Here is a 22,475-nt window from a genome sequence, read left to right as displayed (position 1 = left end):
TGGAATGGCGGAGAAGGCTCATTGTAGAAACCGGGTTTTAGGGATGTCAAGGCAAGCGGCCGCCGGCAAGCGGCCGCCGGAGCACGTCGATAACGAACGACGGGCCGAGACCGTATCGCGCTTACAGGCGGTGCGTGACGCGTTCGGCGTACCCGGTCATCTCCACATAGCCCTGTCCCGACACCGCCGCCCCGCGCCATGTCCCCGTCGCCTGCACGGCGCCTTCCCAGTAGGTCACCTGGGTGCTCCGGCGGGTGATCAATTCCTGATCCGCGAGCGACGGGGTCAGCTCGAGCGAGAACTCCGGCGAGGTGCAGGACAGCCGCCAGCGTTGAGGGTAGCGCGCGCCGCTCGACGGACTGGTCCAGTAGGTGAGAGGCTCCAGACGAAGACTGTTCCCGGGCAGGTGCTGAGAGCGCCCGTCGGCGAGAATCAGCGTGCCGCTGGAAGCCGGATCGGGCGAGCCGTCTGCGCGTCGGAGGCGATAGACCATGAGCTCGGAGTTGTTGCTGAGCTGGACGCTGAACCAATCCCAGCCGACCACGTCGCGACCAAGGTCCGCGGAACCGAACTCATGATCCATCCAACTCGTGCCCGCGACCGCGAGCTGCTCCCCGTGCACCGTCACGCTCCCTTCGGTCGCCAGCCTCGTGAGCGAGTAATAATGGGACGCCTGTCCTCGACGGTCGCCTTTGCGGCTCACGCCGTCCGTGCCGTGCACGACCGGCGGTTTGAGCGAGGTGACCGTCAGATCCACGGCGAATCCGTCGGCGGCCGCGCGCAGGCGATGGCGATCGGGGTCCCCGGACAGCCGTTCGACGCTCCACCGATCGATCCACACGCGGAGGCGGTCGGCGTCCGCGCCGGCTTTGCCCAACCCGGCCCGGCTGATCTTCTCGGCCATAGAGAACCGGCCGTTGTCCAGATCGGAGAGCGCAAAGTGGGCCAGGTACAGGTGTCGGATCGTCCAGCGGGACGGCTCGGTACTGAGGCGCTCCGGCGCGACGCCGCGCCGGAAGAAGGTCAATTGAAAGCCGAAACGGCGGCCGTTCCGGGCGGTGAGGTGACCGGTGTAATACCACCATTCCGTCCGAAATGCGTCGTGCGATCCGTGGTCCTGCGGGAAGCGGTACTGATAGCCCGGAAGGGCGAGACGGAACCCGCCGTCGGTCGCGGCGCCGTCGCGGGCGGCCTGAGAAACAGACCCCAGCGCCAGTGCACCAACCAGCAACGACGTCGCCGTGCGGGATCGGGTGCGCATGACGGAATGGCTTATAACACTCCGTCCCTCGCCGTGCAAATCGCCAGTATTGGCGAGGGTTTTCTCGTCGTCGTCGGCGGCGACGCGAACCTGCCGCTCGGTTGACAACTTCCGAGAGCATCGGCTATCGTGAGGCATGCAAACCGATCGAGAGCGCGATCATCAGGGCCGCGACCCGCGCGAAAAGGCGGCGTCGTTCCGGATTCCGGAACGCATCCCTGTGTTCGCGCTGCCCAACGTCGTCTTCTTTCCCAAGACCTACCTGCCGTTGCACATCTTCGAACCGCGCTATCGGCAAATGGTCGCCGACGCGGCCGCCGGAGGCCAGTGCATCGGGATGGCATTGCTCAAGGAAGGCTGGGAAGCGAATTATTACGGCGATCCTCCGATCTTCGAGATGGGGTGCGTCGGTCGTCTCGTCAGCGTCCAGCCCCTACCGGACGGCCGGTCGAACATCCTGCTGCAGGGTCTGGAACGGTACGAGGTGCGGCAGGAGTTCCACGATAAGAGTTATCGCGAAGCGGCGATTGCGCTGAAACCGCGGGCGTCGAAGTCGTCGCTCGATCCGGCGGTGCGGGCCTATCTGATCAAGGTGCTCGGGGACTATCTTCACGCCCACGAGGATCATCCCCATTGGCAGAACTTCTTCCGCGAGGACGTGAACGATGACATCCTCGTGAACACCCTCTCGACCCACTTCGACTGCACTCCACTCGAAAAACAATTTCTCCTCGAAGCGGACTCGCTTCAACAACAGGCTCGGCGGCTCATCGACCTGATCCAGTTCAAAGTACACGAGCAGGACGGAGCAAAGGGCTGGGGCTGATGGAACGGGCGGTCACCATCGAGGTGTCCCGGCTGGGCAAAGCCTATCATGATGGCGTGAAGGCCGTCGAGGACCTGTCCTTTCAGGTCTTTCAGGGCGAGATCTTCGGTCTGCTGGGCCCCAACGGCGCGGGAAAGAGCACCACGCTCCGGATTCTGATCGGCTTGCTGCGGCCGACGTCGGGGTCCGCCGTCGTGTTGGGCCACGACGTGGCGCGCGAACCGGAGCAGGTGCGCCGGCTCATCGGATATGTGCCGCAGGAACGGGCGATCGACCGATTCCTCACGGGGCGCGAACATCTGGACCTCCTCGCCAATCTGTACCATCTGCCCAAAGACGAAGCCCGGCGCCGGATCGACGATCTGCTGAGGCTGGTGGAACTGGAGCGGCACGCGGACCGGGTCGCCAAGACCTATTCCGGCGGGATGAAGCGGAAACTGGACATCGCCTGCGGGCTGCTGCCGGATCCGAAGATCCTTTTTCTGGACGAGCCTACGCTGGGCCTGGATGTGCAAAGCCGCCTGCGCATCTGGGACTACGTGCGCGGGCTCCGCGAGCGGGGCATGACCGTCGTGATGACGACCAACTATTTGGACGAAGCCGATCAGCTCTGCGACCGGCTGGCGATCATCGACGCCGGACGGATCAAGGCGCTGGGCTCGCCGACCGAACTGAAAGTCGGACTGGGCGGCGACATCGTCTCGCTGACGGTGAAGGAGACCGACCGGATCGAGCCGTTGGCCGCCGCCTTGAAAGGGTTGCCGTCCATCCGGGCCGTGAGCACGACGCCGAGGGGGCTCGATATCCGGGTGGAGTCTCCCGAGAAAGCCCTGCCGGCGATTCTCGACGCCGCGAATCGGCTGAACTGCGGTCTGGAGTTCATCGACTATCACCGTCCGCGGCTGGACGACGTGTTCGTCGCCCACACCGGCCACGCGATTCGGGAAGAATTCCCTGGGGAAAATGAGGAATGAGGAATGAGGAATGTGAAATGAGGAATGTGAAATGTGGAATTGTTCAGTAGCCGTCAATCAATGGAATTGGACCGTTTTCGTGACCATTCCTCATTTCTAATTTCTCATTCCTCATTGGCGAAGCTATGCGAGCCTATTGGCAGGAAATCAGTGCGCTGACGATGCGCTGGGTGCGGCGGTTGAGCCGCGAGAAGTTCAGCATGTTGTTCACGCTCGTCCAACCCATGCTGTTCTGGCTCATCTTCTTCGGCAACCTCTTCCAGCGGGCGGCCGACACCCAGGTGGTGCAGGCGCCGAACTACATCAGTTTCCTCGCCGCCGGCGTGGTGGTGATGACGGTGTTGAACAACGGACTGGCCGGCGGCGTCGATCTGCTCTTCGACAAGGAGAACGGGTTCCTCGAACGGCTCATGTCCACGCCCATCCACCGGACTTCCGTGATCCTGAGCCGGTTCCTCTTCGTGATGGGGATCACGTCCCTGCAGGTCCTCGTGATCCTGGGCGTCGCGTATCTGTTCGGGGTCCGGCCGGCGACCGGTCTGCTCGGCGTGGCGGTCATTCTGCTGATCGGCATGTTGTTCGGGGTCGGACTGACGGCCATCTCGCTGGGAATGGCCTTCTCGGTGAAAAGTCACGGCGACTTCTTCTCCGTCCTGGGTTTTCTCTCGCTGCCGATGATTTTTCTGAGCTCCGCCCTCGTGCCTCTGTCGGCCATGCCCGCCTGGATGGGCTTCCTGGCGCGGTTCAATCCGATGACCTGGGCCATCGACGCGGTGCGCCCCCTGATCCTGTCCGGCTGGGCGGAGGCGCTGCCGAAGGTCGCGATGGTCCTTATCGTCATGGCGGTGTTCGACGCGCTGTGTTTGTACGGCGGCGCGCGCGCGTTCCGGAAGGCGATGGGATAGTTCGGACGTGAAGCGCGGAAAAGTGCGGTAACGGGATACCGGGGTAACGTACTACTGGAAGGACCGGAGGAGTTTTATCACAGTACCCCGTTTACCCCTTACCCCGTTCCCCGGCGAGATACGATCTACGAGATACGAAATACGCTCTCACACGATGGCGATAGGCGAAAGCCAGATTCGGGCGCTGATCCGGCTGCTGTCCGACGAGGACGAACGGATCGTCAAGACGATCAGCGGCAAGCTGATCGATCTCGGGCCCTCCGCCGTGCCGCTGCTGCAGGAGGCCGAGATCGAACAGCCGGAGATGGCTGAGCGGATCGCGCGGATTCTGGAAGAGATCCGGGGCCGGCGGCTGGAAGACGAGTTGCGGGAGTGGACCGCGCAGCCCGAGGACCGGATCGACCTGGAGGCCGGCGCGTTCCTGATCGCGCGTTACGCCTACCCGACGCTGGATGTCTGCACCTATACCCGCCAGTTGGATGAGATGGCCGGGGAAGTGCGCGACCGCATCGGGCCTCGGGCCTCCGGCGAAGAGACCGTCAAGACGTTGAACCGCTATTTGTTCGTGGAGCAGGGATTCCGGGGCAACACCAGGAACTACTACGAGGTCGACAACAGTTATCTGAACCGCGTGCTGGATCGGCGGACGGGCATCCCCATCAGTCTCTCCGCCGTCTATTTGTTCATCGGCAAACGCCTGGGACTGCCGGTTTACGGCATCGGCATGCCGGGACACTTTCTCGTCAAGTACGAGTCGGACCGATACAAGGTGTTCGTGGACTGTTTCAACGGGGGCGCGCTGCTGACGGAACGGAACTGCGCGCGCTTTCTCACCGAAGCCGGATACGGGTTCGACGAACGGTATCTGCAGAAGAGTCAGCCGCGCGCCGTGCTGATCCGGATGCTCAAAAACCTGCTCGCGATCTACAGCAAGCTCGACGACCCGGTAAAGAAGGCCCGGCTGTCCCGCTTCGTGGAGATCATAGGGTGCGACCCGGCTCCTCCCTTCACACCGTCACCGACAAGAGATCCCTCCCCATCCGGATAGGCCCCCGAAAGTGACGCGCCGCCTGACGCTTGACGTTGAATCGTTCGGCGATCGGGTAGAAGTGCGACAGAATCAGCCTATCGAGGCCTGCGTCTCTGGCGACCCGGCCGCAGTCGCCGGCGTGCATATGGCCCGGTCCCGGCCGGTTCGCGGGAAAGGAGCAATCGAGCACCGCCACGTCGGCTTTACGGCAGAGGCGGACGAGACTCTCGCAATACTGGGAGTCGCCGGAATAGGCCAGGGTTCTGCCTCCGTGTTCGATGCGGTAGCCGACGCAATGGAGCCGGGGGACGTGGAGCACGGTGCCCGGGGTAATGCGGGTCTCCCCTATCAGAAAACTGCGGTCGGCGACTTCCTGGATACGGACGCGAAAGCCCGGAGGGTCGAAACTTGGGAACGTCGCGAAGATCGTGCGGAACAATCGGCCGGTGCCGCGCGGTCCGATGATGGTGAGGTCGGGACGACGGGCGACGAGCTTGGAGTGGATCACGGCGTCGAAGAAGAAGGTGATGAAGTCCGAGAAGTGGTCGGCGTGGAAATGGGAAAACAGCACGTGCGTGATCCGATGACGATCGACTCCGGTCTTCATCAGGTTTGCCAGGGTACGGGGACCGAAATCGAGGAGCAGCGTGTGGTCGGTCCGCACGAGATAGCCGGCGGCGGCCCGTTTGGGGTGGACGTTCGTGCCGCTGCCGAGAATCGTCAGGCGCATCAGGACCCCGATACCAACGGCGACGTGCGGCCCCACCGCCCTGAAAAGACAAAGTCCGCCAGCGGCTTTCGGCTGCGCGGGGCCAGTTCGCGTTGCCGGAGCTTCTCGGGCAGCGCGGTCGGATCGCCCGGATAGCCGAGCGCGATCGCGGCGACGGGCTCGAACCCCTCCGGCACGGCGAACGCCTGCCGGACTTTCTCCGGAGAAAAACCGGCCATCTGGTGCACGAACAGGCCGAGCGCGGTGGCCTGCAGGGTCAGGTTGGCGACGGCCTGCCCGACGTCGTGCAGCGCATGCCGGTTCGGCTCGCCGTCGTCCTGAAACGCCGTCCGCGCGACCGACACCATGAGCACGGGCGCGCGCCCGGCCCAAGCGGCATTCCCCTCGTTCAAACACGCCAGCAGCCGATCGTATTCCGCCAGGTCCTGCTTCGTCGCGACGAGGAAATACCAGGGCTGTTCATTGAAACAGGAAGGCGCCCAACGGGCGGCTTCCCAGAGACTGCGCAAGGTCTCCGGTTCGACCGGCTTGTCGGAGAACGCGCGCGGACTCCACCGGCGCTTCAGCAGGTCGTGGATCGGATGAGCGGTGTCGGCAGGTTTTTCCATCATCGACTCCCGGACGAGAGGGCGATGGGCCGGCGGGGCCTCATCGCCGGTCCTGTTCAAAGCTGTCTCTGATGCGCGACAACAGCGTGCACAATTGGTCCGCTTCCTTGCGGGTCAAGGCCCGTTCGAAATACGGGCGCAGAAAGGCGATATGGGCGGCGAACGTCTTCCGGAACAGCGCATCGCCCTTGTCGGTCAACCGAATCTTGATGCAGCGGCGATCGCCGGCGACGTCGTCTCTTCTGATCAACCCTTTCGCCGCCAGCCGGTCGAGGACGCCGGTCAGCGTGCCTTTGGTGGTCAAGGTGGCCTCGCTGAGCTCCGAGCAGGTCATGCCGTCCGTGTCGCCGAGCGTGGCGATCACGTCGAATTGGGACGGCGTCAGCCGCAGGGAGCGGATATGGCGGTTGTCGGCCCGCCAAAACGCCAGATAGGCTTCGACCAGCGGGCGCACCACTTTGAGATAGGGATCGTCTTTGAGATCGGGAAGATCCATGTTGACCGGCATGATAGTTCTAGTTAGTATGATTGTCAAGTTGACCGGCACGGGCGACCGGCGCGGCGCGTTGACGCGATCCGAGGCGCCCTCCTATGATGCGGCGTCATGATCCGGCGGTGCCAAACCGGCCAAGCGAACCTGACGGCGATCCTGATTGTCGTCGGAGTGATCGTCACCCTCGTCTGGATCTGGAAGCGGCTTTCTCCCGAAACGCAGGACTTCCTGGTCGAACAGGCCGTTCCCATCACGCTGCTGGGGCTGGCCGCCGCGGCGGCCCTGTGGGCGACGATTCGCCCGATCCGGAGGCGGCGCCGCCGGCGGCGCGAGCGGGAACGCCTCATGGCGGCCTTCCAGCGCGAGACCTCGCCGGACAAACGCCTCGACTTGGCCTTTGCGCTGGTCGAGGTCAATGACTATCGGCTGGAAGGGTTGGAGCCCGTGGCTCCGGCGTTGAAGGAAGTGTTCGCCACCACCCTGCAGAAGGCGCTCGGCGACAAGCAGCATAAGATCAGAGGGATGGCGGCCAGCCATCTCGGCGTCCTGCAGGACAAGTCGGTGGTCCCGCTGCTCCTCAAAGCGCTGGAGGACGACCATGCGTACGTGCGGAGCTGTGCGGCGCTGGGATTGGGACGGCTGCGCGCCGTCGAGGCCAGAGACAAGTTGGCCGAGGTGATGAAAGAAGACTGGGATCAGACGGTGCGAAGCCGGGCCCGGGAGGCCTGGGAGCGGCTGGGCTGACTCAACCTTGACCTCGACCTGCTTCCCGGTCGGTCCATTCGAGCAGGAGGATTTCGGGCGGACAGTTCCATCGGGCCGGCAGGACCGACCAGCCGAGGCCGCGATTGACGTAGAGGCGATGGCCGTTGCGCACGTACACGCCATGCAGGCGGCCGTTGCAACCCGGTGGGAGCCAGAACGGCGGCACGAACGGCACCCGCCACTGTCCTCCGTGGCTATGGCCGCACAGCGCCAGGTCGATCCGGTGATGAGGCCGGAGCTGATCCAGAATATTGGGCGCGTGCGCCAACAACAGAATGAAGCGGCCCTCGACCGGAGGAGGAAGGCACTGCAGGTCGGCCCGGTGCAAGGATGGGTCGTCCACGCCGACGACGGCCAGTTCCCCCGACCCCGCGGCGACAAACGCGGTCTGATTGACCAGCAGCGAGATTTTGTGCCGGTCCGCGAGTTCCGCGAACCGGTCGGCCGGGACGCCGCTGTAATGGTCATGGTTGCCCAGCGTCATGTACACGGGCGCCAGGTCCCTGAGTCGGCACAGAAAGCGGAAGAGGTGCGGAAGGCCGTCCGGAACATTCAGCAAATCGCCGGTGATGAAGATCCAATCGGGACGCAATCCGGCGATCGTCCGGACGATCGAGTCGTGACGCGGTCGATAGCGGTCAAGGTGAAGATCGCTGATCTGCACGGCCCGCCGGCCGGCGAGAGGCCCATGGAGGACAGGCAGCCGGGAGACCTGCGCCTGGGCCAGTCCGATTTCCCACTGCGGAACAAGGTTAAAGAGATGGTGGGACGGGCGGCTGACCACATGCCCGATGACCATCCGCGCCCGCTCTTGCCAGCGCATCAATCGCGAGGTCATTCCATCACCCGGTTCAATGCGGCCTGATCGGACGCGGTGAGGCGATATCCGCTTTCATAGAGGAGTCCCATGCCGGCCATGAGCCCTTCCATCCCGCCCGCCTTGTGGAGCGTATCGAACATCGCCGTGAGCGCCGCTGCGTGCGCGGCCGCGGTGGACGAGGGATCGAACGCGAGCTTGAGCGATTGCAGCACGTCCTGGAGTTCGGTCGCGTTGTAGTGCCCGTCATCGTCCCGGTCGCCCACCAGGGCGAATTCGTAGAATGTGAGGCTCAGCGACAGAGACGATTGGGTGCGGCTGAAGTCTTCCCGCACGGATCCCAATCCCCCGGGATAGCGGCTCTCGCAATCGGCCGGCGAGAACACGCGGGCGGTCCGGGCCGCCTCGGGCCGCGGACCACGCCGCCAGGCCACGCCTTGCACCGGAGAGGGAGGCGGTTTCTGCCGCTCGCGCCGGTAGAACCACTGGGTGCAGGTGCTGGCGATGGCGAAGGCCTGCTTGTCGATGGTCACCTGACGCCGGATATGCTGGGTGAACAGGGCAAACACGTCTTCAGCCCGGGCCGAAGGGGCGGCGAGAGAAAGTATCCCGAGGCTCATCGCCAGTGATAGGATGAACGCTGAACGGGGCGCGGTCGTCGGCGATCCGGACATGGGGGTCAGGCGGTTCGAGGTGAAGATGGAACGGCTTGCCCAGAGTATACCACCGGGCCGCTCGATGTTCGCAGGGAATTTCTGGAACGCCCCGGCGCGATCGGTTCCACGCGGTTGAGAAGAGATGACGAGCACCATCAAGAGTCAGAGCGATTCGCCCTATCTGACGAGTGCGTACCCCGGAATCGGCGGGAGAATTCGGACGGCGCCGGAAGATTTTCGCGTCGACGAACGGCCGCTGTATCTCCCGTGCGGCGAAGGCGAGCACCTCTATCTCCGGGTGACCAAACGCGGCCTCTCTACCCCCGAGCTTGTTCTGCGTTTCTCTTCCGTGCTCGGAGTCAAAGCGCGGGCGATCGGCGTGGCCGGGCTCAAAGACGCCAGGGCCGTCACGACCCAGATGGTCTCGATCCACGGTGTCACGCCCGAGTCGATTGCGCGAATCAAGCCGGACGAACACGTGCTCTCGGTGGAGGTGCTCGGCCGACATCGGAATCGATTGCGGACAGGACATCACGCGGGCAACAGCTTTCGACTCGTCATCCGCGGCGTCCTTCCTCACGCCGAAACGACCGTGCCGTCGGTGCTGGAAGAGCTGTCGCGCCGCGGCGTGCCGAATTACTTCGGCCCGCAACGACAAGGCAAAGCCGGCCTCAACCACGAACTGGGCGCCGCCCTGTTGGTTGACGTCGCGCGGCGGGCCAAGATGGGCCGCTCCAAGCGCCTGTGGTATCTGCACGCCTATCAATCCCATCTCTTCAACCGGGTGCTGGCCCGCCGTCTCGATCGGCTCGATCACGTCATGGCGGGCGACTGGGCGATGAAGCTCGACAACGGCGCCTGTTTTCCGGTCGAAGACGCCGCGGCGGAGCAGCCCCGAGCGGATCGCTTTGAGATCAGCCCGACCGGGCCGCTCTTCGGGTCGCGTGCGCCCTGGGCGTCGGGTGAACCGGGCGTCATCGAACGGGCCGTGGTCGAGGCGGAAGGGACGACGCCGGAAGCGCTCGTCGAGGCGGCGAAAGCCTGCGGGTTCCGCGGCGAGCGCCGGCCGCTACGGGTCAAGCTGATGGATCCGGAGTGGTCGCTGACGGACGGCGATCTCACCCTCTCTTTCGCGCTGCCGCCCGGCGCCTATGCCACGAATGTCTTAAGAGAGTTGATGAAGACAGGCTAGAGGCAAGGGGGTGAGGAGTAAGGGGTAAAGGGTAAGGGGGGAGGCATGAGGGGTGAGAGGGGATGGATTGCGGAGTACGGATCGCGGAGAGGGTAGAAGGATGAGAGATGCAAGAATTCGGACGTGTTGAAGAGGAAGATTCGGCGGTGATCTAGGCATGTTATGATTGCGTTGAGTCCTGACCCCCTAGCCGTGGAGTTCTCTATGGCACAGGTTCAAGAGACGGTCGTTTTACAGGGCCACATCATCGATTCGCTGATCCTGGCCAAGGTGCTGGACACGATCCTGATGATGGGCGGAACCTTCGATCTGGAAGAAGTCCGGATCGGCAAGACGCGCGAGGAGCCGTCCCGCGCGAGGATTCTGGTCAAGGCGCCGTCCGCCAAGTTGCTGACCGAGATTCTCGAGGCGATCCAGCCGCACGGCGCGGCGGTCGAGCGGGAATCGGACTGCACGCTGGAGCCGGCTCCGGCCGACGGGATCTTCCCCGAGACCTTCTACGCGACGACGCATCTGCCGACGCAGGTCCGACTGCACGGCGCGTGGATCGACGTCGAGGCCATCGAAATGGATCTGGGTATCCGTGTCGATGCCGCCAAGACGCGGGCCCGCACGGTCCCGATGGCCGACGTGAAGAAGGGGGATCTCATCGTCACGGGACGCGAGGGCGTGCGGGTCATCCCGCTCGCGAGGCCGAAAGAGCGCGACGTGTTCGGGTTCATGGAGGCGCAGGTCTCGGCGGAGCGGCCGCACGGCCATATCATCCGCGACGTGGCGCGGCGGATGGAGATGTTGCGCGAGGAGATGAGGAGCGGCCGCGACGGGTGCAAGGTCTTGCTCGCCGGAGGGCCGGCGATCATCCATGCGGGCGGCCGCGATGCCCTCACCTGGCTGATCGAGTCGGGCTTCATCCACGTGCTCTTTTGCGGCAACGCGCTGGCCGCGCACGACATGGAAGCGCATCTCTTCGGCACGACCCTGGGCTACGCGTTGTCGGCCGGCCGGGCGGTGCCGCACGGCCACGAGCATCATTTGCGGACCATCAATCGCATCCGCGCGATCGGGAGCATCAAAGCGGCGGTCGAGTCGGGCGTGATCTCCGGCGGGATCATGGCGGCCTGCGTCAAGCAGGGCGTCCAGGTGGTCATGGCGGGCACGATTCGAGACGACGGCCCGCTGCCCGACGTGATCACGGACTCGGTCGCCGCCCAGGCCGCGATGCGGGCGGCCATTCCCGGCGTCGGCCTGGCGCTCTTGGTCGCGTCCACGTTGCACGCGGTGGCGACGGGGAATCTCCTTCCCGCCACCGTCCCGACCGTCTGCGTGGATGTGAACCCGGCGGTGCCGACGAAGCTGGCCGATCGGGGCAGTTTTCAGGCCGTCGGGCTGGTGATGGACGCCGCGTCGTTCCTGCGCGAACTGGCGCGGGAGTTGGGATGGAAGGGGTAGCCTGTTGTGAAAATGCGGGTCCCGTCGCCGACCAGCCCGTCCGTGCTCGCACCCCGCCCGGTGTAGGGACCCCGCTGCGCGCGGCCGGGCTCCCAGGTCAGCGCCACCCGCGTTTTCACAAGCAGGGCTAGGCGTGAGGCGGCGGGATAAAGACTAACGATGTAGGGTGATCACCGATGAGCCGGCTGTTGGTCTGCCCTCCGGATTATTTCCGGATCGAGTACGAAATCAATCCCTGGATGCGCCGGACGAACACAGTGGACGGCGAGCGGGCCTACCGGCAATGGCACGAGCTGATGGCGGTGTTGGAGAAAGACGCCGGTGCGACCCTCGAGCGGATGACGCCGGTGCCCGGACTGCCGGACCTGGTGTTTACCGCCAATGCGGGAGTCGTGGTCGGCAAACGGGCGGTGCCGAGCCGATTCCGGCATCCCGAACGACAGCGGGAGGAAGTCCATTTCGAAGCGTGGTTCCGCGAGCACGGGTACGAGGTCATCACGCTGGAGCCGGGCCTCTACTTCGAGGGCGGGGGCGATCTGCTGGGATTCCCGGACGGCTGGTTCGGCGGCTACCGCCAGCGGTCGGATATCCGCTGCTATTCCCGCTTGAGCGAGATCTTCGGGCGGGAGATTATTCCCGTCGAGCTCGTCGATAGCCGGTTCTATCACCTCGACACGTGCTTCTGTCCGTTGAGCGGCGGCGAGCTGCTCTATTACCCGCCGGCGTTCGACCGGTACGGGCGGGCGGCGATCGCCGAGCGGATCGCGCCGGAACGCCGGCTCGTCGTGCCGGAAGGCGAAGCGTTGAAATTCGCCTGTAACGCCGTGTGCGTCGACAAGCATGTCGTGTTGCCGGCCGGTTGTCCGGAGACGATGGCGCTCCTCCGCGACCGCGGCTACGAGCCTCATCCCGTTCCCCTCGACGAGTTCATGAAATCCGGCGGGGCGGCGAAGTGTCTGACGCTGGCCTTGGATTAGCGAATAGCGAGTAGCCGGCAGCAAGGAGCTCCTGGAAGAAAAAGCGTAGAATGAGTCGGCGTTTCTCGCTATCCGCTATTTGCTATTCGCCGTTTGCTCGCTTCCTGAATAACCACGAAAAATACAGCCCCGCGATCGCGATCGTGACGAGTTCGATCGTCATCAACAGGCGGCTCACGACGGCTTCGGGTTCGGGCGGGGAGAGAAGGAAGTGGAAGCCCAGGAATTCGGGCGGCCGGCTCGGCGGAGTTTCCCACGGCGGAAACACGAGCGCGAGGAGCAGCAACGCCACCATTGCGTAGAGGATCTGAATATTCAGCTCTTCTTTGACGGATACAGGCGAAGAGGAGGTGCCCGCGGCGGGTGAGCCGTCGAGCGGTGCGCCGCACTGGGTGCAGAATCGGCTGATCTCCGGAAGCTGGTGACCGCAGGAACCGCAGGTCTTCATCGAGTCCCCGCCTCGGAAGTGACCGGCCCACAGCCTACACGGAAGATGTCTTGAAGCGCCAGTCCGAACCCCCTGTGCTCCCTCCCCCCGGCGGGGAGGGGGCAAGGTGAGGGGAGGGTCAGAAATGGTAGCTCAGGCCGAGGGCGACGATGTGGGCGGTGTAGTCGGCCTTGAAGCCGAACAGATTGGGCGTGTCCTTGTAGTCGAAGCGGGAATAGTTAAATTTGTATTCGCCGAACATGGTCCAGTGTCTCGTGATGTAGTACCGAAGACCGGCCTGTGCGTTGACGCCGATTCTCCAGTTGCTCGATTGCGTATTGTCTCCCGACGTCACGGATGGGTCTTTGATGCGGGCGAAGAAAATGCCGGGACCGATACCAACGTAAGGTTGGAGACGGGTCCTGTGGTATCGGAACATCAAATTGACGGGCGCCCAGGTGATCACTCGGTTGTAGAGACCCTGAAAGTCGGCGGTGGCGCTTCCGCCCGGTCCCTTGAACGTGATGGGTTGTTGCTTGATATGAGGGGTCGTATAAAAGACTTCCGTCTCGAATCCGAACCAGCGGATTTGGGGGAGATAGAACCCCAGCTTGACTCCACCCATGAGAGAACTCTTCAACGCCTGATCCGAGATCGATAGGACCGCAAATCCAGGAGTGGTGATTTTGCCGTCGCTCAAGCTCTGCGGAAAGGTGACCCCAAATTGGCCGGCGATGTAGGATTCTCCATACGCAAGCGACGGAAGAATGGCGCATACGAAAAGCATGACCAGCCCGATTGGAATCCATCGGGCGTGCCGGCCGCAGTGAGTGACCATGGTGTGAATCCCCGCGTTTTCGGGTCATTTAGGGGGAGAATCCGTCCTTCCTTGACGGTTTCCCCGTCCGTCTGCTCCACAAGATGAGGCCGGAGCGATCAATCCGGAGCCGAATACGGTTGAGCAATCCCTATGCCATCCAAGCGTATAACAGGGAGATCCGCTCTCCTCCCAATCATTTCCCATTCTTGGCATGCGCCGACCCGGGACCTGCCTCCCGGTGCGCGCACATCAATGAACAACACAGATCCGTCGCCGTTCCATTTCGTCGCCGGTTTGCTCCTTAAGAAATTCACCTGCCTTTCTCCGTTGAGCTGTTCCGGCAAACGAAGTCTCTTTCGTTGACAGCCTTCGCAGCCCGTTCCTATAATCCGCGCGGCGTCTTCAAAATAGCGAGTAGCCCGGAGCGAGCAGCTAACAGCTCTGAGCTATTCGCTATTGGCTGTTCGCTGTGAGCTGACGGCTGAGATCTGACAGCTATTCTCAAAGCAGTCAGCGCGTTCTGACAGAGAGTCGTGACCGTCACAACCACAACAGGCTCAAAAGAGCGCGCGCCCACCATCGGCGTCATCGGCGCCGGTGCGTGGGGGACGGCGCTGGCACGACACGTGGCGCAGAAGGGCGTCTCCGTCCGGCTGTGGGCGTACGAGTCGGAAGTGGTCGAAGCGATCAGGACGAAGCACGAGAACACGATCTTCCTGCCGGGCGTCAAGCTGCCCGTGGACGTGATGGCCACCAATTCGCTGGCGGAAGCCGTTCGTGGCGTCGAGGGCATCGTGTTTGCGGTGCCCTCCCACGCGGCCCGTTCGGTGTTGCGGCACCTGGCGCCGCTCGTGTCCGGCTCGATGCGGATCATCAGCGCGACGAAAGGCATCGAAGAAGACACGCTCAAATTGATGACCGACGTCATGACCGACGTTCTGCCGGCGCCGATCCCTGAGCTGATGGTCCTCTCCGGGCCGAGCTTCGCCGCCGAGGTCAGCCGCGGGCAGCCGACGGCGGTCTGTCTGGCCGGCCGGAATGTGGAGACGGTCAAGACCTATCAATCGCTCCTGATGGCCCCGACGTTCCGGGTCTATGCCGACCACGATCTGATCGGCGTGCAACTGGGCGGGGCGCTCAAGAACGTGATGGCGCTCGCAGCCGGAGTGGTCGACGGCCTGGGGCTCGGCCACAATGCGCGGGCGGCGTTGATTACTCGCGGGCTGGCGGAGATGGTGCGACTCGGCGTGGCGATGGGAGCGGACCCGCGCACGTTCTACGGGCTCTCGGGAGTCGGCGATCTGGTGCTTACCTGCACGGGACCTCTCAGCCGGAACCATACGGTGGGCGTGCGGTTGGGGAAAGGGGAGAAACTGGAGAGCATTCTGAGCGGCATGCACGCGGTGGCGGAAGGGGTGCGCACGGCGCGGGCGGCGTTGGGCCTGGCTGACCGGCACGGGGTCGAGATGCCGATCGTGCGGGAAGTCAACGCCGTGCTGTTCGAGGGCAAGCCCTGCCGCCAGGCGGTCGGAGATTTGATGGAGCGCGGCCCGAAAGAAGAAAAGAGCCGCTCATGAAATTCGGGCGATTGACTGTAGATTCGGTTGGCCTGTGCTTCATTTGGGTGCGAGGCACGGGGCGAGAGGCTATGGGCAAGAAGTCGAAAGAAGACTATTCCCCACATCCGCTCGCCGCTCGCCCCTTGCCGCTCGCCTTTTTGTGAGTATGAACCACGATTCGTTGAGAAGATTGCTCCGCGCGGTCAGAGCAGGCAAGACCGGTGTCGATGCGGCCATCGAACGGCTTCGCAGCTTGCCGTTTGAAGATCTCGGCTTCGCGTCGGTGGATCATCATCGCTCGATCCGTCAAGGATTTCCCGAAGTGATTTTTTGTGAAGGGAAGACCAAGGACCACGTCGTGGCGATCGCGCGAGGCCTGCTGAAAAAAGGCGGACCGTTCATGGCGACCCGGGTGGAGCCGGACGTGGCCCAGGCGTTACGACGCCTGGATGGTCGGGCGGTCTATCACGATCTGGCGCGGGTGGTGACCATCCGGAACTCGACACGCACACTTAAAGGCGATGTGCTGGTGATGACGGCCGGGACCGCCGACATCCCGGTGGCCGAAGAAGCGAAGGTGACGGCCGAGGTGATGGGCAGTTACGTCGAAACGATCTACGACGTCGGGGTCGCCGGCATCCACCGGGTGTTGGGCCGACATGATCGGCTGCTGCGGGCTCGCGCGATCATCGTAGTGGCCGGAATGGACGGGGTGCTGCCGAGCGTCGTCGGCGGCCTCGTGGATCGGCCGGTCATTGCGGTGCCCACCAGCCGGGGCTATGGGGCGAGTTTGGGCGGAGTCGCCGCGTTGCTCACGATGCTCAATAGCTGCGCGGCCGGCGTCGGCGTGATGAACATCGACAACGGCTTCGGCGCCGGCTGTCTGGCGCATCGGATCAACGTATTGGGCGAAACGGGCGAGAAAGGCGCGAAAAAGCGGGAATAGGTAAGAGAAGAAAATTGCCGATTCCTGCTTGTCTCGCCGGTCCCGCTTGTCCCGCATGCCACGCTGAGATTCATTTCACCTCCACCGTTCCCCGTTTCGGCCACGCCGTCATGGAGGTCCGAGGACCTTTCTCTCCGACCGTCAGCAACTTCGCGCGGATTTCGTAGTGATAAGAGCCGGTCGAGACGACCTGCTTGTTGTGATCGGTTCCATCCCACGACAAGGTCACGGACATGCGCGGGGGCGGATCGTTTTGATCCGGGTTGTCGGAGTTTTGTCGCGGCTCGACGGGTTGCCGGGTGGACAGAAATCGAAGAGACGTCTTGGAGGGAGAGCTGACGAGGGAGGACACTTCCAGAAGGTTCGCGCCGTCGAGGTCTTTCGGCAGATCGACGGTCACCGTAAACGCCAGCGGTCCATGGGCCGGGGAATAGGGCACAGGAGCGACGGCGACGTGGATGATTTTGAGATCCGGTTCCTTCTGCGGGACGGGTTTGCGCTTGCTCTTGGCCGAGCCCTCATCGGCTCCGGCGAGCACTGCGCATCCCAGCAGGACGGCCACGAGAAGGCGGCCGAAAGCTCGGCGGAACACCGGACAAAAGACGGAAGAAGCCATGTAATCGTGCCGCCGAATTGGGCGCGTTCTCCTGGAACACGACAAAACGCAGAGGGGGATAACACAGCGGGGCGGGACTGTCAATCATACGAGGCCAAGGCGCGGGGCACGAGGCAAGGGGCGAGGGGCAAGGGCGGAGCAATTGTGAATTATGAATTAGGAATTGGGAATGACGAATGACGGAGCAATTCTCGATTCATCGTTTCGGATCGTTTCACCTATGGCCTCTTGCCTGTCACCCAGCCCGCATTATTCATGACGGTTCGTCGCGAGATCGCTGAGCCGCGTCGCGAGACGGGCGCGTGGAGCCGCGAAGGACCGACGCGTACTTGAAACAGTACGTGGAGGGACTGAGCGGCGAGCCCGCCCGCCTGGCCGCCCCAACGCCGCGGCCAGGCCGGGACCCATTGCAATCTTGGAGCAATGGGTGCCCAGCAGCGGATCGGCGATTGCAGCAGAAGTGCTCATGAATAATGCGGGCTAGAGCCGTTGTCTTTCAATTGATTCCGCATTGCCGCGCGGAAAGCGCTTCGGTAAGATGGGTCGCGCGGACGCGGTGATGTGAGGCGGACGTGGGACGTCACCTGTATTTCGATTGTTTCTCCGGCATCAGCGGAGACATGGTCCTCGGCGCATTGGTGGATGCCGGTCTGTCCGTGAAGGACCTTGAAAAAGGTCTGAAGGCGCTGCGGGTCGACGGGTTTACCTTGGCGGCGAAGCGGGTCTTGCGCGGAGGGCTCCACGCCACCAAGGTGGACGTGGTGATTCACCGGGGGTTCCGCTCCCCGCTGTCACTCTCGCGCATCCAGCGGATTCTGTCGGCCAGCGCCCTGCCTCCATCCGTCAAGGAACGAAGCCGCGAGGTGTTCGATCGGTTGGCGAAAGCCGAGGGGATCGCGCATCGCGTCAAGCCCTCCGACGTCGAGTTTCACGAGCTGGGCGTGATCGATTCACTGGTGGATGTGGCGGGAAGTCTCCTGGGGTGCCATCTGTTGGGTGTGAGGCGCGTCACCGCCTCGGCCGTGAACCTGGGCGCGGGTACGATCCAGACCGCGCACGGCCGATTGCCCGTGCCGGGGCCGGCGGTGGCGGCGCTGGCGGCCGGCGTGCCGGTCTACAGCTCGGGGCCGCCGCAGGAGTTGACGACGCCCACCGGCATGGCGCTGCTGCGTACGCTGGTTGAGGACTATGGTCCGCTGCCGCTCATGCGTCCGTCGTCGATCGGATATGGCGCCGGCACGGCCGACCCACGCGAGTGGCCGAACGTCCTGCGCGTCTTCCTCGGCGACATGTCGGAGTCGAGCGCGGGCCTGACCGACTCGGTCGTGCAGGTCGAGACCAATCTCGACGATCTGAACCCCCAGGCCTATGAGGCGGTCATCGAGCGCCTGTTCGGTGCCGGGGCCTTGGATGTGACGCTCACGCCGGTCATTATGAAGCGGGGGCGGCCGGGGATCGTGCTCGGCGTCGTCACAGCCCGCGAGAAAGCGGAATCGGTGATCGGCGTGATCTTCCGCGAGACTTCGGCCCTCGGCGTGCGCGTCCAGGAAGTCATGCGGAGGGTGCTGGCGCGCCGGTTCGTTCCGGTGCGCACCCGGGGCGGAGAGGTCAGAATCAAGGTGGCGGACATCGAACCGGGCCAGACGAAAGCGGCGCCGGAATATCTCGACTGCAAGCGGATCGCCGAACAAACCGGCCGGCCGGTGCGAGAGGTGCTGGACGAGGCGATGCAGGCCTACCGGAAGCTGAAAGTAACAGGAAAAGTAAGGGGTAAAGGGTGAGGGGTAAGGGGCAAGAGGGCAGAGGGAAGGGGTAAAGGGGTAAGGAGTGAAGGACGAAACGGGTTTTCTCTTCGGTCCAACGCATCACGCATCACGCTTCACGAACGACGCGTTCGTCTCGCTGCGAGGCCTTGCTTGACCGTTCTGGCCTATGTCGCGCTGTTCGTGCTCTCGGTCGTCATCACATTAGGCGGCTGCGCGCTCTTTACCAACGGGATCGAATGGCTCGGTAAGCGCATGAAAGTCTCGGAAGGCGCGGTGGGGAGCATTTTCGCCGCCGTCGGGACCACGTTGCCCGAGACGTCGATCCCGATCATCGCCATCTTCTTCGGGAGCGGCCAGGAGCGGACCGAAGTCGGCCTCGGCGCGATCCTCGGCGCCCCGTTCATGCTGAGCACATTGGTGCTGCCCATCCTGGCCGGCCTGCTGCTCCTCTACGCCGGGCTCGGGAAGCGGACGGCGTCCTTCAAGCTGGATTATCGGGAGGTGCGGGTCGATCTCCAATTCTTCCTCCTCGGCTATGGGGTGGCCGTCGTCTGCGCCTACGTGCCGTCCCGGGCGCTGCATTACGCGGCGGCGCTGCTGTTGGTGGGGATGTACCTCTATTATATGAAGATCAAGTTTACGGCTCCGGCGGAAGACGAGGGGGGAGCCGATATCGAACCGTTGCTCTTTGCGAGACAGGCCGCGAAGCCCGCGTATACCGTGATTGCGCTGCAAGGACTGGCGGGGCTTGCCGGGCTGGTTATCGGCGCGCACCTGTTCGTGACCGCGGCTAAGTCCATCGCCGCCGAATTGAGCGTCTCGCCGTTGCTGTTGGCGCTGCTGATTGCGCCGCTGGCCACCGAGCTGCCGGAGATGTCCAATAGTTTTCTCTGGCTGTATCGGAAGAAAGACCGGCTTGCCGTCGGCAACGTTACCGGGGCGATGGTGTTTCAAGGGACCTTTCCGGTGTCGGTCGGACTGATCGGCACGGAATGGGCGCTGGCGCCGTCGGCGCTCATCACCATGTTGCTGGCGGTGGCGGCGGTCGGGCTCAGCTTGGGGCAACTGCTGTGGGGCGGCCATTGGCGGCCCTGGTTGTTAGGCGGCAGCGCGCTGCTGTATATCGGATATACGGTGTATCTGTACGGATCGTGACGGCGTGATGCGTGAAGCGTGATGCGTGACGCGTGGTGGACAGCAGGCGAGGGGCGAGAGGCAATGGGGAAGAGTCGGGCAAGAGATGCGGACAGGCGCCCGCTGCTGGGAATCACCATGGGCGATCCGGCGGGGATCGGGCCGGAGGTGGTGGCGAAGGCGCTGGCCAGCCGTGAACTGTACCGTCTGTGTAGGCCCCTCGTGATCGGTTCATTGCCCGTCATGGCGCGGACGATCCGGTGGCTGAAGCTGCCGTTGAACACGGTCACGGTTGCAGGGCATGAGCAGCCGATCGGTCGTCCCGGTCAGGTCGCGGTATCGGATCCGTTGAAGAAACCGCTCGGCCGATACCGGATGGGCGAGGCGAGCGTCGAGACGGGCGTCGCGGCCGTGGCGTTCATCAAGAAAGCGGTCGCGTTGGCCGAAGTCGGGTGTATCGACGGCATCGTGACGGCGCCGATCAATAAAGAGGCGATCAACCTGGCCGGCTGCCATTATCCCGGACACACCGAACTGCTGGCCGATCTCACCCGCAGTCAGGAAGCGGGCATGATGATCGTCGGCGGGCCGCTCAGGATCATGTTCGTCACGACGCATGTGGCCGTCCGCGACCTCTCCGCCGCGCTCACGCCGGCACGCATCGAGAAGGCGATCCGTCTCGCCGACAAGGGCTTGCGGGAGTATTTCGGCGTCCGCAAGCCCAAGATCGGCGTCGCGGCGTTGAATCCCCATGCCGGCGAAAGCGGCTTGTTCGGCGATGAAGAGGTGCGCAGCATCGGACCGGCGGTGCGGCGGGCTCGGAAGGCCGGCATTCAGGCCAGCGATCCGTTGCCGGCGGATACGTTGTTCGGGAAGGCGGTCCGCGGAGACTATGACGGCGTTGTGGCCATGTACCACGATCAAGGGCTGATCCCGCTGAAGCTGGTGGCGTTCGGGAAATGTGTGAATGTCACGGTAGGGCTCCCGATCATCCGCACGTCCGTGGATCACGGGACAGCGTACGACATTGCGGGGAAGGGGGTCGCGGACCCTGGGAGCCTGCTCGAAGCGGTCAAGCTCGCTGCCAAGCTGGCATCTCAGCGAACAGCGAATAGCAGGCAGCGAACAGCAGAAAAGCCACACAGAGAGTGAACAGCACAAAGCTGCTCGCTATTGGCTTCCAGCTATTCGCTACAGACAGAGGAGCGAAGACATGACCGATCAGCTCAACGCAGCTCTGACCATGCTTCAGCAGCAGCTCAAGGAACTGGAAGGAATTTCGAAGCAGACGGCGGAGGACTTGAACGCGGTCGCAGGGAAGGAGCGCATTGTGAAATGGAAAGCCAAGACGGTGCCGCTGATCGAGCAATATGTCGGGCGGAAAGAAGCCCAGCAATTTGCCGGGAAGCAACCGGGGCCGTCCTTCACCTATGATCTGTTCGAAGAGTTCAACGATGAAATCGAGTTCTACCGGAATGTCCTGCTGGCCCTCGTCAAGGATGTGAAGAGCAAGGTGCCGCCGACCGGCGCGGGATGATTGTCTTGTTCCTGGGTTGAAGATTCTATGACGCTTCCTCTCCCACCGGCCCTCAAACGTCTGGGCCAGCATTTCCTGGTCGATCAGAACATCGCCCGCAAAATCGTCTCGCTTGCCGCCCCGCGGGCCGACGAGACCGTGCTGGAGATCGGACCGGGGCGGGGGATTCTGACGCACCTGCTCTGCGAAGCGGCCGGGCGGGTGATCGCCGTCGAGCTCGACCCGAAACTGCACGCGTATCTGGCGGAGGCATTTCGCGGACGCGCCAATCTCGATCTGCGCCTGAGGGACGCGTTGGAGTTTCCGTATGAGTCGCTGCCGCTTCGAACGGTCGTCGTGGCGAATCTGCCCTATTACGTTTCGACCCCGTTGCTGTTCCGGCTCCTCGATGCCCGCGACCGGATCGCCCGCATGACGCTGATGCTGCAGGCCGAGGTGGCCGATCGGCTGGTCGCCCAACCGGGCACCAAGGATTACGGGGTCCTGTCCGTGCTGGCCAGCTACGCCGCCGACGTGCGCCCGGCCTTTCACGTGTCGGCCGAGTGTTTTCGCCCGCGTCCGGACGTCGCCTCCGCCGTGGTCGGTTTCGCGATAAGGCCCACCGGCCGACTAGGAAAGGAAGAGGAGGCTGGCTTCAGGCGGATCGTCAAGGCCGCCTTCGCCCATCGGCGCAAGACGCTGTCCAACTCGCTCCGGGACGAAGGGATTCCGCAGGAACTGATCGTTCATGCGCTGAAGCAGTGCGGCATCGACCCCTCCCGTCGCGCGGAGACCCTCTCACTCGATGAGTACGTGGCGCTCGCCAGAGCATTCCGCTCGAGGGAATGCGGAATGCGGAATGCGGAATAAGGAATGCGGAATGCGGAATGCGGAGCTCGGAGTCGTCACGTAATCCTGACCATTCCACATTCCACATTCCTCATTCGCGCCGTCCGGCGCGCCACCAGCGCGCCGCCTCTTGCCCCGTGCCGGTCAAGGTGTTACCAT

Annotated in this window: 24 protein-coding genes; 15 read left to right on the top strand and 9 right to left on the bottom strand. The window is 63.7% G+C overall.

Annotated features, from left to right (window positions below):
- Positions 1-121 precede the first annotated feature (121 nt).
- The gene (locus AB1555_02895) at positions 122-1,261 is read right to left on the bottom strand and encodes a lipocalin-like domain-containing protein (protein ID MEW6245640.1); all 1,140 of its coding nucleotides are present in this window, start codon (positions 1,259-1,261) and stop codon (positions 122-124) included.
- A gap of 136 nt (positions 1,262-1,397) precedes the next feature.
- Between AB1555_02895 and AB1555_02890 the strand changes: the two genes are divergently transcribed.
- The 4 genes from AB1555_02890 (at position 1,398) to AB1555_02875 (ending at position 5,014) form a co-directional block, all read left to right on the top strand.
- Positions 1,398-2,087, top strand: a complete 690-nt coding sequence (locus AB1555_02890) for an LON peptidase substrate-binding domain-containing protein (GenBank protein ID MEW6245639.1) — start codon at positions 1,398-1,400, stop codon at positions 2,085-2,087.
- Positions 2,087-3,061 carry an ATP-binding cassette domain-containing protein gene (locus tag AB1555_02885; protein ID MEW6245638.1) on the top strand — a complete coding sequence of 325 codons (975 nt, stop codon included), beginning with the start codon at positions 2,087-2,089 and terminating at the stop codon, positions 3,059-3,061. The genes AB1555_02890 and AB1555_02885 overlap by 1 nt, the downstream gene beginning before the upstream one ends.
- 125 nt (positions 3,062-3,186) lie before the next feature.
- On the top strand, positions 3,187-3,966 hold the full coding sequence (locus AB1555_02880; protein ID MEW6245637.1) for an ABC transporter permease: 780 nt from the start codon (positions 3,187-3,189) through the stop codon (positions 3,964-3,966).
- Between the two features lie 154 nt (positions 3,967-4,120).
- A complete protein-coding gene (locus tag AB1555_02875) occupies positions 4,121-5,014 on the top strand; it encodes a transglutaminase-like domain-containing protein (GenBank protein ID MEW6245636.1) in 894 nt (297 codons plus the stop codon).
- Here AB1555_02875 and AB1555_02870 read toward each other — a convergent pair.
- Genes AB1555_02870 through AB1555_02860 form a run of 3 tightly spaced genes read right to left on the bottom strand, consistent with a single transcriptional unit; the run spans position 4,974 to position 6,842 of the window.
- Positions 4,974-5,726, bottom strand: a complete 753-nt coding sequence (locus AB1555_02870; protein ID MEW6245635.1) for a ribonuclease Z — start codon at positions 5,724-5,726, stop codon at positions 4,974-4,976. The genes AB1555_02875 and AB1555_02870 overlap by 41 nt on opposite strands.
- Positions 5,726-6,334, bottom strand: coding sequence for a nitroreductase family protein (locus tag AB1555_02865; protein ID MEW6245634.1), 609 nt, complete (start codon positions 6,332-6,334; stop codon positions 5,726-5,728). Before AB1555_02865 ends, AB1555_02870 begins: the two co-directional genes overlap by 1 nt.
- Before the next feature lie 40 nt (positions 6,335-6,374).
- Positions 6,375-6,842: a MarR family transcriptional regulator gene (locus AB1555_02860; protein ID MEW6245633.1), complete on the bottom strand. Its 468-nt coding sequence runs from the start codon at positions 6,840-6,842 to the stop codon at positions 6,375-6,377.
- 96 nt (positions 6,843-6,938) lie between these two features.
- On the opposite strand from AB1555_02860, the gene AB1555_02855 reads away from it, so the two are divergent.
- Positions 6,939-7,571 carry a HEAT repeat domain-containing protein gene (locus AB1555_02855; protein MEW6245632.1) on the top strand — a complete coding sequence of 211 codons (633 nt, stop codon included), beginning with the start codon at positions 6,939-6,941 and terminating at the stop codon, positions 7,569-7,571.
- Between the two features lies 1 nt (position 7,572).
- Here the strand turns inward: AB1555_02855 and AB1555_02850 are convergent, their stop codons facing one another.
- The gene (locus AB1555_02850; protein MEW6245631.1) at positions 7,573-8,430 is read right to left on the bottom strand and encodes a metallophosphoesterase; all 858 of its coding nucleotides are present in this window, start codon (positions 8,428-8,430) and stop codon (positions 7,573-7,575) included.
- Positions 8,427-9,029 (bottom strand): hypothetical protein, encoded by a 603-nt coding sequence (locus AB1555_02845; GenBank protein ID MEW6245630.1) that lies wholly within the window; start codon positions 9,027-9,029, stop codon positions 8,427-8,429. The genes AB1555_02850 and AB1555_02845 overlap by 4 nt, the downstream gene beginning before the upstream one ends.
- A 178-nt stretch (positions 9,030-9,207) precedes the next feature.
- Here AB1555_02845 and AB1555_02840 point away from each other — a divergent pair, with 178 nt between their 5' ends.
- The 3 genes from AB1555_02840 to AB1555_02830 all read left to right on the top strand — a co-directional run bounded on the left by AB1555_02840 (position 9,208) and on the right by AB1555_02830 (position 12,683).
- Positions 9,208-10,257, top strand: coding sequence for a tRNA pseudouridine(13) synthase TruD (locus tag AB1555_02840; protein ID MEW6245629.1), 1,050 nt, complete (start codon positions 9,208-9,210; stop codon positions 10,255-10,257).
- Positions 10,258-10,461: 204 nt separating this feature from the next.
- Positions 10,462-11,706, top strand: coding sequence for a TIGR00300 family protein (locus tag AB1555_02835; protein ID MEW6245628.1), 1,245 nt, complete (start codon positions 10,462-10,464; stop codon positions 11,704-11,706).
- Positions 11,707-11,882: 176 nt separating this feature from the next.
- Entirely contained in the window at positions 11,883-12,683 is an 801-nt protein-coding gene (locus tag AB1555_02830; protein ID MEW6245627.1) for an arginine deiminase-related protein, read from the top strand.
- 82 nt (positions 12,684-12,765) lie between these two features.
- On the opposite strand, the gene AB1555_02825 is transcribed toward AB1555_02830, so the two are convergent.
- Positions 12,766-13,131 (bottom strand): zinc ribbon domain-containing protein, encoded by a 366-nt coding sequence (locus AB1555_02825; GenBank protein ID MEW6245626.1) that lies wholly within the window; start codon positions 13,129-13,131, stop codon positions 12,766-12,768.
- Positions 13,132-13,249: 118 nt separating this feature from the next.
- Entirely contained in the window at positions 13,250-13,948 is a 699-nt protein-coding gene (locus tag AB1555_02820) for an outer membrane beta-barrel protein (protein ID MEW6245625.1), read from the bottom strand.
- Between the two features lie 560 nt (positions 13,949-14,508).
- Between AB1555_02820 and AB1555_02815 the strand changes: the two genes are divergently transcribed.
- Both AB1555_02815 and larB read left to right on the top strand, forming a co-directional pair.
- Complete coding sequence (locus AB1555_02815; protein ID MEW6245624.1) at positions 14,509-15,507, top strand: NAD(P)H-dependent glycerol-3-phosphate dehydrogenase; 999 nt, start codon at positions 14,509-14,511, stop codon at positions 15,505-15,507.
- 148 nt (positions 15,508-15,655) lie between these two features.
- Complete coding sequence (gene larB / locus AB1555_02810) at positions 15,656-16,435, top strand: nickel pincer cofactor biosynthesis protein LarB (GenBank protein ID MEW6245623.1); 780 nt, start codon at positions 15,656-15,658, stop codon at positions 16,433-16,435.
- Positions 16,436-16,505: 70 nt separating this feature from the next.
- Here the strand turns inward: larB and AB1555_02805 are convergent, their stop codons facing one another.
- Complete coding sequence (locus AB1555_02805; GenBank protein ID MEW6245622.1) at positions 16,506-17,051, bottom strand: hypothetical protein; 546 nt, start codon at positions 17,049-17,051, stop codon at positions 16,506-16,508.
- Between the two features lie 572 nt (positions 17,052-17,623).
- Between AB1555_02805 and larC the strand changes: the two genes are divergently transcribed.
- The 5 genes from larC (at position 17,624) to rsmA (ending at position 22,337) form a co-directional block, all read left to right on the top strand.
- Positions 17,624-18,832, top strand: coding sequence for a nickel pincer cofactor biosynthesis protein LarC (gene larC / locus AB1555_02800; protein MEW6245621.1), 1,209 nt, complete (start codon positions 17,624-17,626; stop codon positions 18,830-18,832).
- A 135-nt stretch (positions 18,833-18,967) separates the two neighbouring features.
- Complete coding sequence (locus AB1555_02795) at positions 18,968-19,972, top strand: sodium:calcium antiporter (protein ID MEW6245620.1); 1,005 nt, start codon at positions 18,968-18,970, stop codon at positions 19,970-19,972.
- Between the two features lie 63 nt (positions 19,973-20,035).
- Positions 20,036-21,103, top strand: a complete 1,068-nt coding sequence (gene pdxA / locus AB1555_02790) for a 4-hydroxythreonine-4-phosphate dehydrogenase PdxA (GenBank protein MEW6245619.1) — start codon at positions 20,036-20,038, stop codon at positions 21,101-21,103.
- Between the two features lie 61 nt (positions 21,104-21,164).
- The gene (locus AB1555_02785; GenBank protein MEW6245618.1) at positions 21,165-21,488 is read left to right on the top strand and encodes a hypothetical protein; all 324 of its coding nucleotides are present in this window, start codon (positions 21,165-21,167) and stop codon (positions 21,486-21,488) included.
- 27 nt (positions 21,489-21,515) lie between these two features.
- Positions 21,516-22,337 carry a 16S rRNA (adenine(1518)-N(6)/adenine(1519)-N(6))-dimethyltransferase RsmA gene (gene rsmA, locus AB1555_02780; GenBank protein MEW6245617.1) on the top strand — a complete coding sequence of 274 codons (822 nt, stop codon included), beginning with the start codon at positions 21,516-21,518 and terminating at the stop codon, positions 22,335-22,337.
- Positions 22,338-22,475 lie beyond the last annotated feature (138 nt).

The organism is Nitrospirota bacterium, from assembly GCA_040755395.1.
Classification (GTDB): domain Bacteria; phylum Nitrospirota; class Nitrospiria; order Nitrospirales; family Nitrospiraceae; genus DATLZU01.
The sequence above is the reverse complement of the archived record's forward strand: the minus strand, read 5'-3'. Positions and strand labels throughout refer to the sequence as shown.